Here is a 14528-nt window from a genome sequence, read left to right as displayed (position 1 = left end):
ACTTATTTTTTATTATGCTTTATTCTCTCTTCTTTTTTTCCAGATAAAATCACCTACAAAGTAGATAGCAAGAAGTATTAGGAAATATTTAAAGTAAGAGTGTGGCTGACCTTCGCCGTCTACAGTTGTAAATACTCTGTTCCAACGAATTTTATTGATGCCTTTTCCGTTAGTATCCCAGCTCATCCAAATGAATACTGGTTTTCCTACGATATGATTTTCTGGAACGTAACCCCAATAACGGCTGTCTTCTGAGTTGTGACGGTTGTCTCCCATCATCCAGTAGTAGTTCTGTTTGAAAGTGTATGTTGTCGCTGGTTTTCCGTTGATTAAGAATTTTGAACCTTGCAATTCTAGCTTGTTTCCTTCGTAATTGGTGATAATCTCTTTGTAGAAAGGAAGCGATTCGTTTGTCAACGCAACAGTTTTTCCAGCTTCAGGAATGTAAATTGGCCCCATATTGTCTTGGTTCCATTTGTTGATATGAGGAAAAATAGCATTGTCATCTCCATGATCAACTTTTCGGATAACAGCAGTAACGCCAGGAGTGTTTTTGAATCTTTCGGCTCCGGCTTCTGTTAAGGCGCCTAGATAAAGTGTATCTCTTTTTTCAGTTCTAAAGCCAGCAGGATCTGTAATATCTAATTCTTTGAAAATGGTTTCAAAATCGATTGGTGTTTTTCCGTCCAATGCTACAGCGTATGAATACTGTGGTTTAGCTCTTTCTGGTAAAACTAATTTTTTTCCATTAATAAAAACATAACCGTCTTTTATTGATAAACTGTCTCCAGGAATACCAACGCATCTTTTTACGTAATTTGATTTTTTGTCAATTGGTTTAATTACACCAGGTCTTCCTTTTGGTTCGAAGAAATAATGAACAGTATCCACAGGCCAGTTAAAGACGACAATGTCACATCGGTTTATTTTCTGAAAAGCAGGTAGTCTTAAGTATGGCAATTGTGGCCAGCTTAAATACGATTTGCTCTTTGTCATAGGAATAGAGTCGTGAACCATTGGCAATGCAACAGTTGTCATTGGAACTCTAGGGCCGTAGTTTAATTTGCTTACAAATAAGAAATCGCCAATCAATAAAGATTTTTCTAAAGATGATGTCGGAATGGTGTAAGGCTGTACAACATAAGTGTGTACTAAGGTCGCTACTATAATGGCAAATAATAAAGAGCTAACAGTATCTGCAGCTTTGTTTTCTGGAGTTAATTTACGGTCTTTATTGTATTCTAATTTTTGAGTGTAATTAACAACATAGATATAAAAACCTAATGTAACAAGGCCTAAAATAGTATCTAAAGTTGATTTTTTACCAAATGTTCTTAGTGTTTCAACCCAAACAACTGGAAACATAATCAAGTTGATAATTGGAATAAAAAGTAATAATGTCCACCAAGTAGGTCGCCCGATAATTTTCATTAAAACGATAGAATTGTATACCGGAATTGCAGCTTCCCAGCTTTTTCTTCCTGCCGCCTGATATAATTTCCATGTTCCAAGAAAGTGGATAATTTGAACACCTAGGAAAAATACGAACCAAGAGTAAAATGTCATAATATTGTATTTTAAGTTTTAAACTCAAGCTTTTAATAGCCCTGAATTTTGGTCAATTTATTGTAAGTTTAGTACGTCTTTCATAGAGAAAATTCCTTGCTTTCCTGCTAGCCATTCTGCAGCAATAACAGCGCCAAGGGCAAAGCCTTCGCGGTTGTGAGCAGTATGTTTAATTTCGATGCTGTCAATCGCAGAATCGTAATTTACAGTATGAGTGCCTGGTACTTCTCCGATTCTTTTTGCTTCGATATGAATTTCATTTGCTTTTGCTTCTTCTAAAGTCCAATTGGCATAATTGCTGTTTTGGATAACACCTTGTGCTAAAGAAATAGCTGTTCCGCTTGGAGCGTCAAGTTTGTGGATATGATGAATTTCTTCCATTGAAACTTTATAGGAATCGAATTGATTCATGATTTTGGCTAAATATTCATTTAAGCCGAAAAAGATATTTACTCCCAAACTGAAATTTGAACTAGAAATAAATCCTCCTTTTTTCTCGTTGCAAAGCGCAATCATTTCGTCATAATGTTCTAACCATCCTGTTGTTCCTGATACTACAGGTACATTGGCGTTAAAAGATGCAGAAATATTGCTAACTGCTGCTGATGGGACGCTGAAATCGATGGCAACATCAGCTGTTGAAAGTCCGTCATAGGTGTTAAATTCGTCTTTTCTTAAAACTATTTCATGACCTCTTTCTAAAGCAATTCTTTCGATTACTTTACCCATTTTTCCGTATCCTAAAAGCGCAATTTTCATTATGATTTGTTTTTTGATTTTTTAAATAGAATATTATCTATTAAAACTTATAATTAAAGGTTAGTCCGACGTTTGGTCTAAATGTTACATCGTCGGGATAAATTTCTGGACGCATAGAAAGTCTTTCGTTTACATTAAACTGTATCAGTGCGGCATCAACGTTGGCATCGATAATGTTTAAGACATAGAATCCAACAACAAATAAAGCAGATAAGTCTCTATTTCTTTGATAAAACTTTTGCCCGTCAATAAGACGACTGTCGTCCAAAAATTGATATTTGTCATCGTTATAGCCCTCTAATCTTCGTTTATAGGCGTCACGATAATCGTGGTATTTCTTGTTGTTGTCTATGTAGAAATATAAACTGGTTCCGATTGCTCCGTAAACCAATGGAATTTTCCAGTATTTTTTGTTGTATGCTTGGCCTAGACCTGGTAGTACAGCAGAATAGAAAGCTGCTTTTGCTGGTGTAAGCGGATCTATTTCTTCTAATGCAGTAGTGTCTTTTACGACCAAAACCGTGTCTTTTTTTACCTGGGCAAAAAGAGAAACGGTTCCTGTTAGAAAGAACAATAGACCAATGGGGACAATTTTATTCACTATCCGTTTATTAATTTTATAATTCTGTTAAAGTCAGCTTCAGAATTAAATGGAATTGTAATTTTTCCTTTTCCGTTACCAGCGACTTTTATATCAACTTTTGAGCCAAAATAATCGTTGAAAGTGTTCTTTTGTGTTTCTCTAACAACAAATCCAGCATCAGCTTTAGGTTTTCCATCGGCTTTTGGCTGCTGACCTTCATGATAATTTTTAACTAATGCTTCTGTCTCACGAACAGATAAATTTTGGCTAACTATTTTTTGATAAATATCAGTCTGAACGTCTAAATCTTCAATGTTGATAATTGCTCTACCATGTCCCATACTGATAAAACCATCGCGAATACCAGTCTGGATAATCGGATCTAATTTTAAAAGACGCAAATAGTTGGCAATTGTCGAACGTTTTTTCCCCACTCTTTCACTCATTTGTTCTTGAGTTAATTGAATTTCGTCAATCAAACGCTGGTATGATAAAGCAATCTCGATAGGATCTAAGTCATGACGCTGAATATTTTCAACCAATGCCATAACCAAGGATTCGTTGTCATTTGCAATACGGATATAAGCAGGAACCTGAGTAAGTCCTACTAATTTAGATGCACGAAGACGACGCTCTCCAGAGATTAACTGGTATTTATTAAAATCTAATTTACGAACAGTAATAGGTTGAATTACACCAAGTTCTTTAATAGAAGTGGCTAATTCGCGTAATGATTCTTCATTAAAATTGCTTCTAGGCTGAAACGGATTTATTTCAATTGCACTTATTTCAAGTTCAATGATATTTCCAACAACTTTATCAGCATTTTTGTCTTCTACTGATTTAATGTCGTTTTCCGGATCTTTTAATAAGGCAGATAATCCTCTTCCTAAGGCTTGTTTTTTAATTACTTTTGTCATAAAAACTATTTACTGTTTTTCTTTATAATTTCTTGCGCTAAATGAATATAGTTAACGGCACCTTTACTTGTTGCATCATAATTAATGATACTTTCTCCAAAACTTGGAGCCTCACTTAATTTTACATTTCGCTGAATTACAGTATCAAAAACCATGTCGTTAAAGTGTTTTTGAACTTCTTCTACAACCTGATTAGATAAACGTAATCTTGAATCGTACATAGTTAGCAATAAACCTTCAATGTCAAGATCTGGGTTGTGTATTTTTTGAATACTTTTAATAGTGTTCAATAATTTTCCTAATCCCTCAAGTGCAAAATATTCACATTGAATAGGAATAACTACAGAATCTGCTGCTGTTAAAGCATTCAGGGTTAACAAACCTAGAGAAGGTGCGCAGTCGATAATGATGTAATCATATTCTTCTTTGGCTTCTTCCAATGCTTTTTTAAGCATGTATTCACGGTTTTCTTTGTCAACCAATTCAATTTCGATAGCAACAAGGTCAATGTGAGCAGGGATCACGTCAACGTTTGGAGCTGTACATTTTAAAACGGCTTCTTTTGGTGTTACAGTATGCTCAAGTATTTGGTAAGTTCCGGTTTCAACTGTTTCTACGTCAATTCCAAGACCAGATGTAGCATTGGCCTGTGGATCAGCGTCGATCAATAATACTTTTTTCTCTAAAACACCTAATGAGGCAGCAAGATTTACTGATGTAGTAGTCTTTCCAACGCCTCCTTTTTGATTAGCAATAGCAATGATTTTGCCCATTTATTTTCTGAATTTTGAACCGTAAAAATACAATTATTTATGGTTTCTGAAAATCTATTTTGTTAACATTTGTGAAAGTGTGCCTAATCGGGGTTTCATGGGTGTTTGACAGAAAATAATTTTAGTTATGAATGAAATTATTAATAAGTTTTTTGAATAATTTAGGCAATTTTCTTGCTGCAAAAAGGCGAGAGCCTAAGTTTTAATTAGATAAAAAGATCTATTTTAAAATTTCAATAGTGACATATACTAAACCACTTTTTTTATTAGAAGCAATATCCATGAAAGCCCTTTTACTGAGATCTATTTCTCTTCCTTTTACAAAAGGCCCACGATCTGTAATTTCTACAATAGCAAATTTTTTATTTACTTCATTAGTTACTTTTAATATAGTGCCAAAGGGAAATTTTTTGTGAGCAGCAGTATAATCATTATTGTTAAATCTTTTGCCACTTGCTGTTTTTCGACCATTAAATTTATCATGGTAATATGAAGCGTGGGCATTTTGTTTATACAATACGCTTTCTCTAACCGAAGCGCAGGAATCAATCACAATGCTGTTTTTTTGTTGTGCGATTGCAACGGCAGAAAAAAATAAGGTAATAAATAGTATAATCTTTTTCATTTTGTTTTCTCGTTCTATTTGCGGACAAAAAAAGGCTATAAAAGAAAAACAGATATGTTCGATAAGCTTTATTTGTGTTAGAAAAAGACAAATTTTTGAGGTTTTGTAGTGTTTTTGATAAGAAAATTGAGATCAGAAGCGGACGTTAAGGTTGGATATTATTGCTATTTTGGGCTTTCTTAAAACTACAAGTATTACAATCTATCAAACCACAAAAAGAACATTCTTATGAGTAAAAAAGTAATCTCATTATTGACAGTATTTACGTTTATGATGCTTTTATGCAGTTTTGTTTCACCTAATTCGGCTAACGAAAAAATAGAAGGAAATAAAAATATAGGACGTAAAATTGTTTACAACAAAAAGAAACATAACATCACATTATCATGGTCGGCTTTTGGGACTTCTGGAAATTATAACATTACAAGAGGAGGCAGCCGTTTGGCATCTGATTTTATGTCGGTAGGATCAACTTCTAAATTGACATTTATCGATAATAAGCCTAATGCTAATAAATATGAGAACTATTATAAAATAACTCGAAATGATATTACGATTATCATTTCGCTCGAAAATCAGATTTTTGGAGACAATATGTATTTTTATGACAGAAAACATGAAAAAGCTGAAACGGCACGAAATGAAATTAATTCTCATTTTCGTGCAATTGGTTTAGGCGGTGCAAATGGTGAGTGGACCACAAAACGTCAGGCATATTATTTTAAACCAAATGTGAACGGACAGACTTACGATGTTGGCGGGTCAGGTTCTGCTTCTTCAGCAGAGGCAAACGCTCTAGAATTAGGATTTTATTCTCATATTGGAGGTTTGGGTAAAGTGCCTTCAGACGTAAAATTAGGTGCAATTTTTACAAGACCTCATCTTTCGGGCGGAGCAAATGCGACTTGTACATTTTGGCGTTCTGTGGAAAATGTAGAAGTAATGCGTGATTTTTCGTGGACTGTTTCTCAGTCAACGAGCGCGCGAAGATTATTAATTGAAAGCACTTCTAAATATATTTCTGACATAGGAGATACAAACTTTTGGGGCAGCGGCGGTTTTATTGCCGATGCTCACTATACAACTTCAAGACCAAATTGGGGCGGACAGCAGCAGTGGTATACTAGAAATACAGTTTTTCCATCGGGTTCTGGAGCTATGGGAGGTTCATACAATATGGTTTGGCAGGGATGTGTAAATCCTCCACAAGTAAATGAATCTAATTCTCCAATTTCTACAACGCCTATTATGCGTGAAAAACCTTTTCTTTTTATTGATAGTGATGGAGAATATAAAGTGTTTGTTCCTGCTTGGCAAAAAGATAGAGTAGGAGTTTCTTGGTCTGCAACAGATATGGGAAAAGGTGAAATTCAAGATTTGATTTCAAATTGGTACGTTGCCAAAGAAGGAGACACCGATATAGAAATTAATGCTGCATTGAAAGCTGGTAAAAATATATTTTTCACTCCAGGGCACTATGCTTTGGATGCTCCGATACAGGTAAATAGAAAAGATGCCATACTTCTTGGTGCTGGTATTGCTTCTGTAACGCTAGAGCCTACAGAAAAAAACACTTGGGGATGTATTTATGCTGATGATAAAGACGGAATTATCATTGCTGGACTTTTAATGGATTCGTTAAATAGTACGACATATCAAGTTAGAATTGGTAATGAAGGAGCAAATGCAGATCATTCAGCAGATCCTATTTTATTGAGTGATATTACTTGCAGAGTTGGAGGAGTGCAGTCAAAAAACATTCAAATTCAGGCTTCGATGCAAATAAATAGTAATAATGTTGTGGGAGATCATTTCTGGTTATGGCGCGCTGATCATGGTTCTCAGAAGGGTGGCGACGCACGCTGGAAAAGAGATAGATGCAAAAACGGACTTATAGTTACTGGTAATGATGTAACACTTTATGCATTATTTGTTGAGCATTTTCAGGAATATGAAGTATTGTGGTTAGGAGAACGTGGTAGAACTTTCTTCTTTCAAAATGAACCTCCATACGATGCGCCAAATCAAGCAAGTTGGAGCAGTCAAGGTGGAAAAGTTGATGGCTATGCAGCATTTAAAGTAGCCAATACGGTAAAAGAACATCATACTATAGGAATGGGCTCTTATGCTGTTTTTACGGGAACTGACGGAAATGTGAATAAGAAAAACGGTTTTGAAATTCCGAATAGTCCAAATGTGAAATTGGAAAAAATGTGTATCACTCGTTTTGCAGGTCCAGGAAATATTCAAAATGTTATAAATGGTACAGGTGGAAGCACAGCAACTGGTGCAAAACGTGTAGCATCTTATAATAATGGAGAAGGCACACAACCTTTTGATGAAGAATTTATTTTGCCTAATAAAGAATCTTATCCTTCTTATATAAGTATGGAGAAATAATAAGAAGTTTTTTTTGCCACGAATTCACGAATTGTTTTTTCAAATCTTCGCGATTATTTATTCGAATTAATTCGAATAATAATTAGATAAAGTATTTAAAAGAAAATTCGTGAATTCGTGGCTATTTATTTCGTTTCGGCTTTCTTTGAGGATATAGCCAATGGTTTCAACCATTGGAACACAATGTATGAAAAATAAAAAAGCCGAACATTTCTGTTCGGCTTGTCGGGGTGGCAGGATTCGAACCTGCGGCCTCCTGCTCCCAAAGCAGGCGCGATAACCGGGCTACGCTACACCCCGAAGATGTATTTGTAATACTGCCCGAAAGCGGATGCAAAGATATAAATAAATTTGATTTGTAAAAGGAAAAAATGAAAATAAATAAAACTTATTTGCACATAACTATTTCAGATTTATTTTCGGCGATATTTTTTATAATAAAGTTTACATTTGCAACTCAAAAAAACTATTACTATGTCAAATACAATCGAAAAAATTAAATGCCTTATTATAGGTTCTGGCCCTGCAGGTTATACTGCGGCAATTTATGCAGCCAGAGCTAACATGAATCCCGTTCTATATCAAGGAATGCAGCCTGGAGGTCAATTGACTACAACTAATGAGGTTGAAAACTTTCCAGGTTACGTTGATGGAGTTACAGGACCAGAAATGATGATTCAATTACAGGAACAAGCAAAACGTTTTGGAGCAGATATTCGTGATGGATGGGCTACAAAAGTTGATTTTTCTGGAGATATTCATAAAGTTTGGATTAACGATACAATCGAATTGCACTGTGAAACTGTAATTATTTCTACAGGTGCTTCGGCTAAATATTTAGGATTGCCATCAGAACAACATTATTTAAATATGGGTGGTGGAGTTTCAGCGTGTGCAGTTTGCGACGGATTCTTCTACAGAAACCAAGATGTTGTTATTGTTGGTGCAGGAGATTCTGCTTGCGAAGAAGCGCATTATTTGTCTAAACTTTGTAAAAAAGTAACGATGTTGGTTAGAAGTGATAAATTCAGAGCCTCTAAAATTATGGAGGAGCGTGTTCGTAAAACTGAAAATATTGAGATTTTAATGAATCATGATACTGTTGAAGTTTTAGGAGATAATAATGTAGTTCATGCCATTAAAGCTTTAAACAAAACAACTGGCGAAACAATCGAAATTCCTGCAACTGGTTTCTTCGTAGCAATTGGACACAAACCAAACACAGATATTTTTAAAGATTATATCACTCTTGATGAAACAGGATATATTGTAAATACTCCAGGTACATCTAAAACAAATGTAGAGGGTGTATTCGTAGCGGGAGATGCTGCAGATCACGTATATCGTCAAGCTATTACTGCTGCAGGTACAGGATGCATGGCTGCATTGGATGCTGAAAGATATTTAGCTTCTAAAGAGTAAGTTAAAAAGTTTCAGGTTTCAGGTTTCAAGTTGTTGGAAAGCTGAAATCTTTGTAATAAAAAATCCCAGCCTAAATTTTTAGACTGGGATTTTTCTTTTTCGTTATATTGATTTTTAAACTTTAAAAAGCTTACAAAGTCGTTGCTTTTGGTTTTGCCGCGCCTGGTTTTTTTATCAGCTTTGCTTCTTCGCTAAAGCGTGTAAGTTCTATTTTCGGATCACCAAATAATGAAATCTCAGACTTGTCTCCAGCTGCGATCGCGATCGTGTTTTCTGCTAAAATAGTAGCAACAGCAGAACCTTCGGCTGTAACATTTGCATCTTTCAAGGTAAATTTAGTTCCCGTAAAAACAGCATTATTATCTAATCTAATAGTTGCTTTTTCTGCAATTCCTTCGATTGCCGCAGTGGCTTTTTGATACAAGTCACATTTGAATTTTACTGCAGAAACCAATGTTTTAACTCCAGCATATTTACTCAACTGCAAATTTCCGTCTTCAGCTTTTAAATTTAATTCTGTTCTAGACTTATCATCTGCAATTAAAGTGAATTTCTTTGCATTCACATTCAAATACAATTTAGAAAAATCTACACAATTCATGGTAATATCATCTAGTTGCAATTCCTGAATAGCATAAACGATAGCTTCATTTTTAGTGATTACTTTATTCAATGATTTGGTGTAAGTAACCTTAACAGATAGTTTTTTGAAAATTGAAGATTCTTTATTGGTATATAAGCGAAGGGTTTTTTCTCTTAAATCCATTCCGATAATATCGTGCAGATTATCATCGGCTTCAATTTTAATTTCGTTTTTTTCTCCTTGTTCTAGATAAACTTCTATATTATCATCGACTTCAAGGGCATCAAAACTTCCAACTTCTTTTATTGAGGTCGTTACAATTTTAGAACCTTTAATTTTTTCTCTTTTTTGAGCAAAAGTCAGAGTTGTAACAAATAATAATAGGAGTAGGGCGGTACTTTTTTTCATTAATTCTAGATTTGATTTTGACAAATATAAAAAAATCATCCACTTTTGATGAATGATTTCGTTTATATTTAACAGTTGCTTTTTTAGCTTTTACTTACATTTCCTCCAGAGCTTGAAGATTTTTCAACCGTTTTTGGATTTCCGCTGTAGTTTATATTTCCACCGCTAGAAGCATCGGCTTTTAGACTTAAGATTGGACGAACAGAAACTGTTCCTCCGCTAGAAGCATCTGCATGAATGTCATTAGCCATTAATTTTTCGGCATCAATACTTCCGCCACTAGAAACTGAAGTAGTAAGATTTAATGCTTTACCCTCAATATCTACAGAACTTCCGCTTCCTGCGTCTATAGCGATTCTGTCCGATTCGATTTTAACATCCATCGATGCTGCGCTCGAAGCTTCTAAAGTAATATCTTCACCCTGAACAAGTCCTTCAGTTTCAACGCTTGAAGCACTAGAGGCTTCGATTTTATGAACAACAGGCATTTTTACAGTTACTTTTTTTGATGTAATGTTGCGGAAAGAGCTGTATTTGCATTCAATAACAAGCGTTCCATTTTCAACTTTAGTAACAATTTCTTTTTGAAGATTGTCATCAGCTTCAACTGTAATTTCTGTAGCATCAGACTGTACAATAACCAAATCGATGGCATTACTCACAGAGATGTTTTTAAACTCTCCTTGAACAGTTCTTTTTTCTTTTGTAACATTTCCGCTTCCTTCAATCGCATTCATGTTAAAATTACATGAAGCAAACAATAAAGCTGTAACAGTTGCAATTATAAATTTCGTAATATGGATGATTATTTTTATCATGGTTTTAGTTAATTTTGATTATCACTCCGTTTTTATCTTCTGTTAGTCTTCCTTTAGTTTTCTTTCCGTTTAAAACTTCTTTTCCATTAATTTTAACCGAAACTTCTTTTATTGTATCATTTGCGCTACCAGCATTATTTTCATAGTCATTTTCGTAGTCGTTCTCATAATCATTTTCGTTATTGTTGTCCTTGTCAGCAGGGCAGTTTAAACATTTTACTTTAGACCCGATAACTTTATAGTTGTAATTTCCATTGTAATTTAATTCGAAGAAATTGTCATCTGAGTTATAGTAATCTCTCACAGAAGAATCTGGTTTTACTAATTGTCCTTCTGGTAAATAAAGGTAAATGTCAACTTCTTGTCCTCTGAATTTATTTTTTACATCTGTCAGAAAATAATTATCCAAAATTAAATGATTTCCGCTAACTTGAAACTTGTAATTAATTTTTTCTGCTCTTTTTTTAGCATTTGTAAATGAGTTTCCTCTTGCGCTTTTTTCGATCTGCATAAACGGAGCCGATTCATCTGTGTGTAATACGTGTAAACGCACATCATTAGAATAAATCAATTCGTTGTTTGCAGAATCTTGTACAAATTCAAACTCTCTATAGTGGTTCAAACTTTTTGTATAATAATCATTGTACTTGAACTTGATATATAAAGTATCAGTTGGTTTAATTGCCAGAACTTTTTTCTCTACTACTTTATTATCGTATGAAATTTCAGTTGCCTGTTTGATTCCGATACTAGTAAGAATTGCGATAGAAATAATCCAAAGCGCTAAAAGTGTATATTTTGTAATGTTTCCGATTGATTTTAAGTTTGGAGATAACAATTTAAATCCTAAAAGAGTTAAGAAGAAAAACGGAATTCCAACTGCAAAGAACATTAACAATCCGAATGACCAAAGAGGGTATTCTGTAAAGTTTCCAGCTTCAATAAAATTTTGCCAAGGGAAATCGATGAAAATATTTGTTCCTAAGGTAAAAACGCCAATCAATAACATAATTAAAGTCGAAATCCCTGATATAATTAGAATCACTCCTAAAAACTTAGCAAAGATTTTAAAAACCGTCATGATAAAGTCTCCAAATGAACTACTTATTCTCCCAGCTCCCGACTTTACCTGGTTTCCCATTTTGTCATAATCTGCATTTTTGAATTTTTCAGAAAGTGAATCAATTTCTTCACGAACTTTTTTTTCGATGTTCGAAATGGTTACTGGTTCTCCTGTCATTTCCAATTTTTCAGAAGTTGTTACCGCTTCAGGAGTTACAATCCAAAGAACAAAATAAGCTAAAATACCTGTTCCAAAACCTGCGAAAACAAAGATTAAGAATACGATTTTAATCCAAACAGCGTCAATTCCAAAATAATGTCCTAAACCTGTAGCCACACCTCCGATCATACCATTTTCTTTATCACGGTATAACTTTTTGTGTTTTCTGGCATTGTAGTTATTAAAAGACTGATTTGGATTTTCTTCATCTTCAATTCTATAATCTTCTGGCTGACCCATTACTGCAATCACCTCGTCAACGTCTTTCAGTCCAACAACATGTTTCTCGCTTTTTTGTTTTTCTGTCAACAATTCAGAAACACGCATTTCGATGTCTTTAATGATTTCATCCTGACCAGATGAGTTGTTAAGTGATCGTTTTATAGCGTCAAAATAGCGTGTCAATTTTAAGTATGCATCTTCATCGATGTGAAAAAACATCCCGCCTAAGTTAATATTTACTGTTTTGTTCATGACTTATTGATTTTGATTGGTGATTAGATTTACGGCATCGGATAATTCTGTCCAAGTGCCGCTAAGTTCGTTTAAAAATGTTTGTCCTATTTCGGTTAATCCATAATATTTTCGTGGTGGCCCAGAGGTCGATTCTTCCCAGCGATAATTAAGTAAACCATCGTTTTTTAATCTAGTTAACAACGGGTAAACGGTTCCTTCTACAACTAGTAATTTTGCGTTTTTTAAAGTGTCTAATATTTCAGATGTATATGCGTCTTTTTCTTTTAGAACTGATAAGATGCAAAACTCAAGAACACCTTTGCGCATCTGTGCTTTTGTGTTTTCAATGTTCATAATTTCATTTTGTTTTTTTTTGATTGAACAATTCGTTTTTTGATTGATGATTGATTTCGAAACTTATTTGATTTGATTGATGTTTCGACTATAACTTTTAATTTTTTAGTATTACTTTATAAAAGGAATCGTAATTGGATATTTATATAATTCTCCGTTTGAAGCTTTTATAGAAGCATAGATTACTAAAAAGAATTCAACAAATTTTAATAATCCGAAAAGTATAACAGCTGTTATGCCTACACTTAACATTCCAATGTTTGCCTGGAAGTTAATGTTTCTGATTACAAAATCGTCGTCATTAAAAACGGCTTCTAATGGAAGATTCTGCAAGAAAACAGTAACGAAAATCGGGATCGCAATAAGCGCTAAGATCAAAGAATAAAGCAAAATGCTTAATTGAAAGTTCAAAGCCTGTTTTCCGTGATGATCTGCAAATTCAGACTTGTCTTTATAATTTGTCCAAATAATTAACGGAAAAATGTAGTTCCCAAATGGAATTATATATTGGCTTAAAGTACTCAGATGAGTAAATGCTGCTGTATTCTTTTCTGATGTTTTTTCCATGATGAGTGGTGTTGTTGTTTCCATGATTAAAAGTATATAGTAATTTCTTATGCAAATATATGTCTAAAAGACAGTATCTTGTTTTGCATAGTACTAATTATTAACAAAAATTTAACAATTTGAAAAGCAAGAATATAGGTTTAAATTGTTGAAAATCATTGGGAAGTACTGATTTTATTGAGGTCTTTCTGATAATTGGATAATTTATTGTGCGTGCATAGTTTTTTTGTATTTTTACATAAAAAAATATTCCTATGGCACTTTCGGTATCAAAACTTAATAAATTCGTCTTATTCAAATTACCTTCTGCATACTTTTGTGGGGTGCGTGTAAAAGATATAAACGATAGCAGTTGTACAGTTACAGTAAAACACAGATGGATCAATCAGAATCCTTTTAACTCGATGTATTTTGCTGTTCAGGCAATGGCTGCTGAGTTAACAACAGGAGCTTTGGTGATTTCACAGATTCAGCAAAGCGGTAAAAAGATTTCGATGTTAGTAGCCAACAACAAAGGAAACTTCACAAAAAAGGCAACTGGCCGAATTACATTTGTCTGCAAAGACGGACATTTAATTGCCGATGCTATTAAAAAAACAATAGAAACTGGAGAAGGGCAGACGTTCTGGATGAAATCTATCGGAACAAATGAAGAAGGAGTTCAAGTTTCTGAAATGGATTTTGAATGGAGTATTCGAGTGAAATAAAAAAATAATATTGATAAGTAAATAATATAAGCAGTAATTTTTTACTGCTTTTTTTTGTTTGTAACTGATTTATAATCAGTACTTTTGTGTGGTTATAGGTAATTGTTGTTTAAATTTTTTTTAAAATTATTTTTGAAAATTTAGAAAACATCATTTTTATACTGTAATATGCATTTTCTTACTACAAGCCTTCTATTTAAATCTAGCATTCTTCTCAAAAACAGTTAGTTAAAGAATAATTAAATTTATATAGTTTCACTCTAGTGTATAATCTTTGAATATTATAATAGTCGGATTTTAAATTT

The 14528-nt window shown here is 33.8% G+C and carries 14 protein-coding genes and 1 tRNA gene; 3 read left to right on the top strand and 12 right to left on the bottom strand.

Annotated features, from left to right (window positions below):
• Positions 1 to 12: 12 nt before the first annotated feature.
• From lepB to DMB71_RS01890, 6 genes are all read right to left on the bottom strand, one after another.
• Entirely contained in the window at positions 13 to 1566 is a 1554-nt protein-coding gene (gene lepB, locus DMB71_RS01915) for a signal peptidase I (RefSeq protein WP_111363175.1), read from the bottom strand.
• Between the two features lie 57 nt (positions 1567 to 1623).
• Positions 1624 to 2325: a 4-hydroxy-tetrahydrodipicolinate reductase gene (dapB, locus tag DMB71_RS01910; protein WP_111363174.1), complete on the bottom strand. Its 702-nt coding sequence runs from the start codon at positions 2323 to 2325 to the stop codon at positions 1624 to 1626.
• A 40-nt stretch (positions 2326 to 2365) separates the two neighbouring features.
• Positions 2366 to 2926 (bottom strand): DUF5683 domain-containing protein, encoded by a 561-nt coding sequence (locus tag DMB71_RS01905; protein ID WP_111363172.1) that lies wholly within the window; start codon positions 2924 to 2926, stop codon positions 2366 to 2368.
• Complete coding sequence (locus DMB71_RS01900) at positions 2926 to 3828, bottom strand: ParB/RepB/Spo0J family partition protein (protein WP_111363170.1); 903 nt, start codon at positions 3826 to 3828, stop codon at positions 2926 to 2928. The genes DMB71_RS01905 and DMB71_RS01900 overlap by 1 nt, the downstream gene beginning before the upstream one ends.
• Positions 3829 to 3833: 5 nt before the next feature.
• Positions 3834 to 4601 carry a ParA family protein gene (locus DMB71_RS01895; RefSeq protein ID WP_008464569.1) on the bottom strand — a complete coding sequence of 256 codons (768 nt, stop codon included), beginning with the start codon at positions 4599 to 4601 and terminating at the stop codon, positions 3834 to 3836.
• A 220-nt stretch (positions 4602 to 4821) separates the two neighbouring features.
• Positions 4822 to 5226, bottom strand: a complete 405-nt coding sequence (locus DMB71_RS01890) for a septal ring lytic transglycosylase RlpA family protein (RefSeq protein WP_111363169.1) — start codon at positions 5224 to 5226, stop codon at positions 4822 to 4824.
• Positions 5227 to 5454: 228 nt separating this feature from the next.
• Between DMB71_RS01890 and DMB71_RS01885 the strand changes: the two genes are divergently transcribed.
• Positions 5455 to 7626, top strand: coding sequence for a pectate lyase family protein (locus DMB71_RS01885; protein WP_111363167.1), 2172 nt, complete (start codon positions 5455 to 5457; stop codon positions 7624 to 7626).
• Positions 7627 to 7851: 225 nt separating this feature from the next.
• On the opposite strand, the gene DMB71_RS01880 is transcribed toward DMB71_RS01885, so the two are convergent.
• Positions 7852 to 7926: transfer RNA gene (locus DMB71_RS01880), tRNA-Pro, on the bottom strand.
• Positions 7927 to 8100: 174 nt separating this feature from the next.
• Between DMB71_RS01880 and trxB the strand changes: the two genes are divergently transcribed.
• On the top strand, positions 8101 to 9048 hold the full coding sequence (gene trxB, locus DMB71_RS01875) for a thioredoxin-disulfide reductase (RefSeq protein WP_008464669.1): 948 nt from the start codon (positions 8101 to 8103) through the stop codon (positions 9046 to 9048).
• Positions 9049 to 9178: 130 nt separating this feature from the next.
• Here the strand turns inward: trxB and DMB71_RS01870 are convergent, their stop codons facing one another.
• From DMB71_RS01870 to DMB71_RS01850, 5 genes are all read right to left on the bottom strand, one after another.
• Entirely contained in the window at positions 9179 to 10039 is an 861-nt protein-coding gene (locus tag DMB71_RS01870) for a GIN domain-containing protein (protein WP_239452906.1), read from the bottom strand.
• A gap of 83 nt (positions 10040 to 10122) precedes the next feature.
• Complete coding sequence (locus tag DMB71_RS01865) at positions 10123 to 10857, bottom strand: head GIN domain-containing protein (RefSeq protein ID WP_111363164.1); 735 nt, start codon at positions 10855 to 10857, stop codon at positions 10123 to 10125.
• A gap of 4 nt (positions 10858 to 10861) precedes the next feature.
• The gene (locus tag DMB71_RS01860; protein WP_111363162.1) at positions 10862 to 12613 is read right to left on the bottom strand and encodes a PspC domain-containing protein; all 1752 of its coding nucleotides are present in this window, start codon (positions 12611 to 12613) and stop codon (positions 10862 to 10864) included.
• Between the two features lie 3 nt (positions 12614 to 12616).
• Positions 12617 to 12949, bottom strand: coding sequence for a PadR family transcriptional regulator (locus DMB71_RS01855; RefSeq protein ID WP_008464689.1), 333 nt, complete (start codon positions 12947 to 12949; stop codon positions 12617 to 12619).
• Positions 12950 to 13060: 111 nt separating this feature from the next.
• Positions 13061 to 13540 carry a DUF4870 domain-containing protein gene (locus DMB71_RS01850; RefSeq protein ID WP_239452905.1) on the bottom strand — a complete coding sequence of 160 codons (480 nt, stop codon included), beginning with the start codon at positions 13538 to 13540 and terminating at the stop codon, positions 13061 to 13063.
• A 230-nt stretch (positions 13541 to 13770) separates the two neighbouring features.
• Between DMB71_RS01850 and DMB71_RS01845 the strand changes: the two genes are divergently transcribed.
• A complete protein-coding gene (locus DMB71_RS01845; RefSeq protein ID WP_111285737.1) occupies positions 13771 to 14223 on the top strand; it encodes a DUF4442 domain-containing protein in 453 nt (150 codons plus the stop codon).
• The last annotated feature ends 305 nt before the right edge of the window (positions 14224 to 14528 follow it).

Source organism: Flavobacterium tistrianum, from assembly GCF_003254545.1.
GTDB classification, from domain to species: Bacteria; Bacteroidota; Bacteroidia; order Flavobacteriales; family Flavobacteriaceae; genus Flavobacterium; species Flavobacterium tistrianum.
Note: the sequence above shows the minus strand (reverse complement) of the source record. Positions and strands in the feature narration are given on the sequence as shown.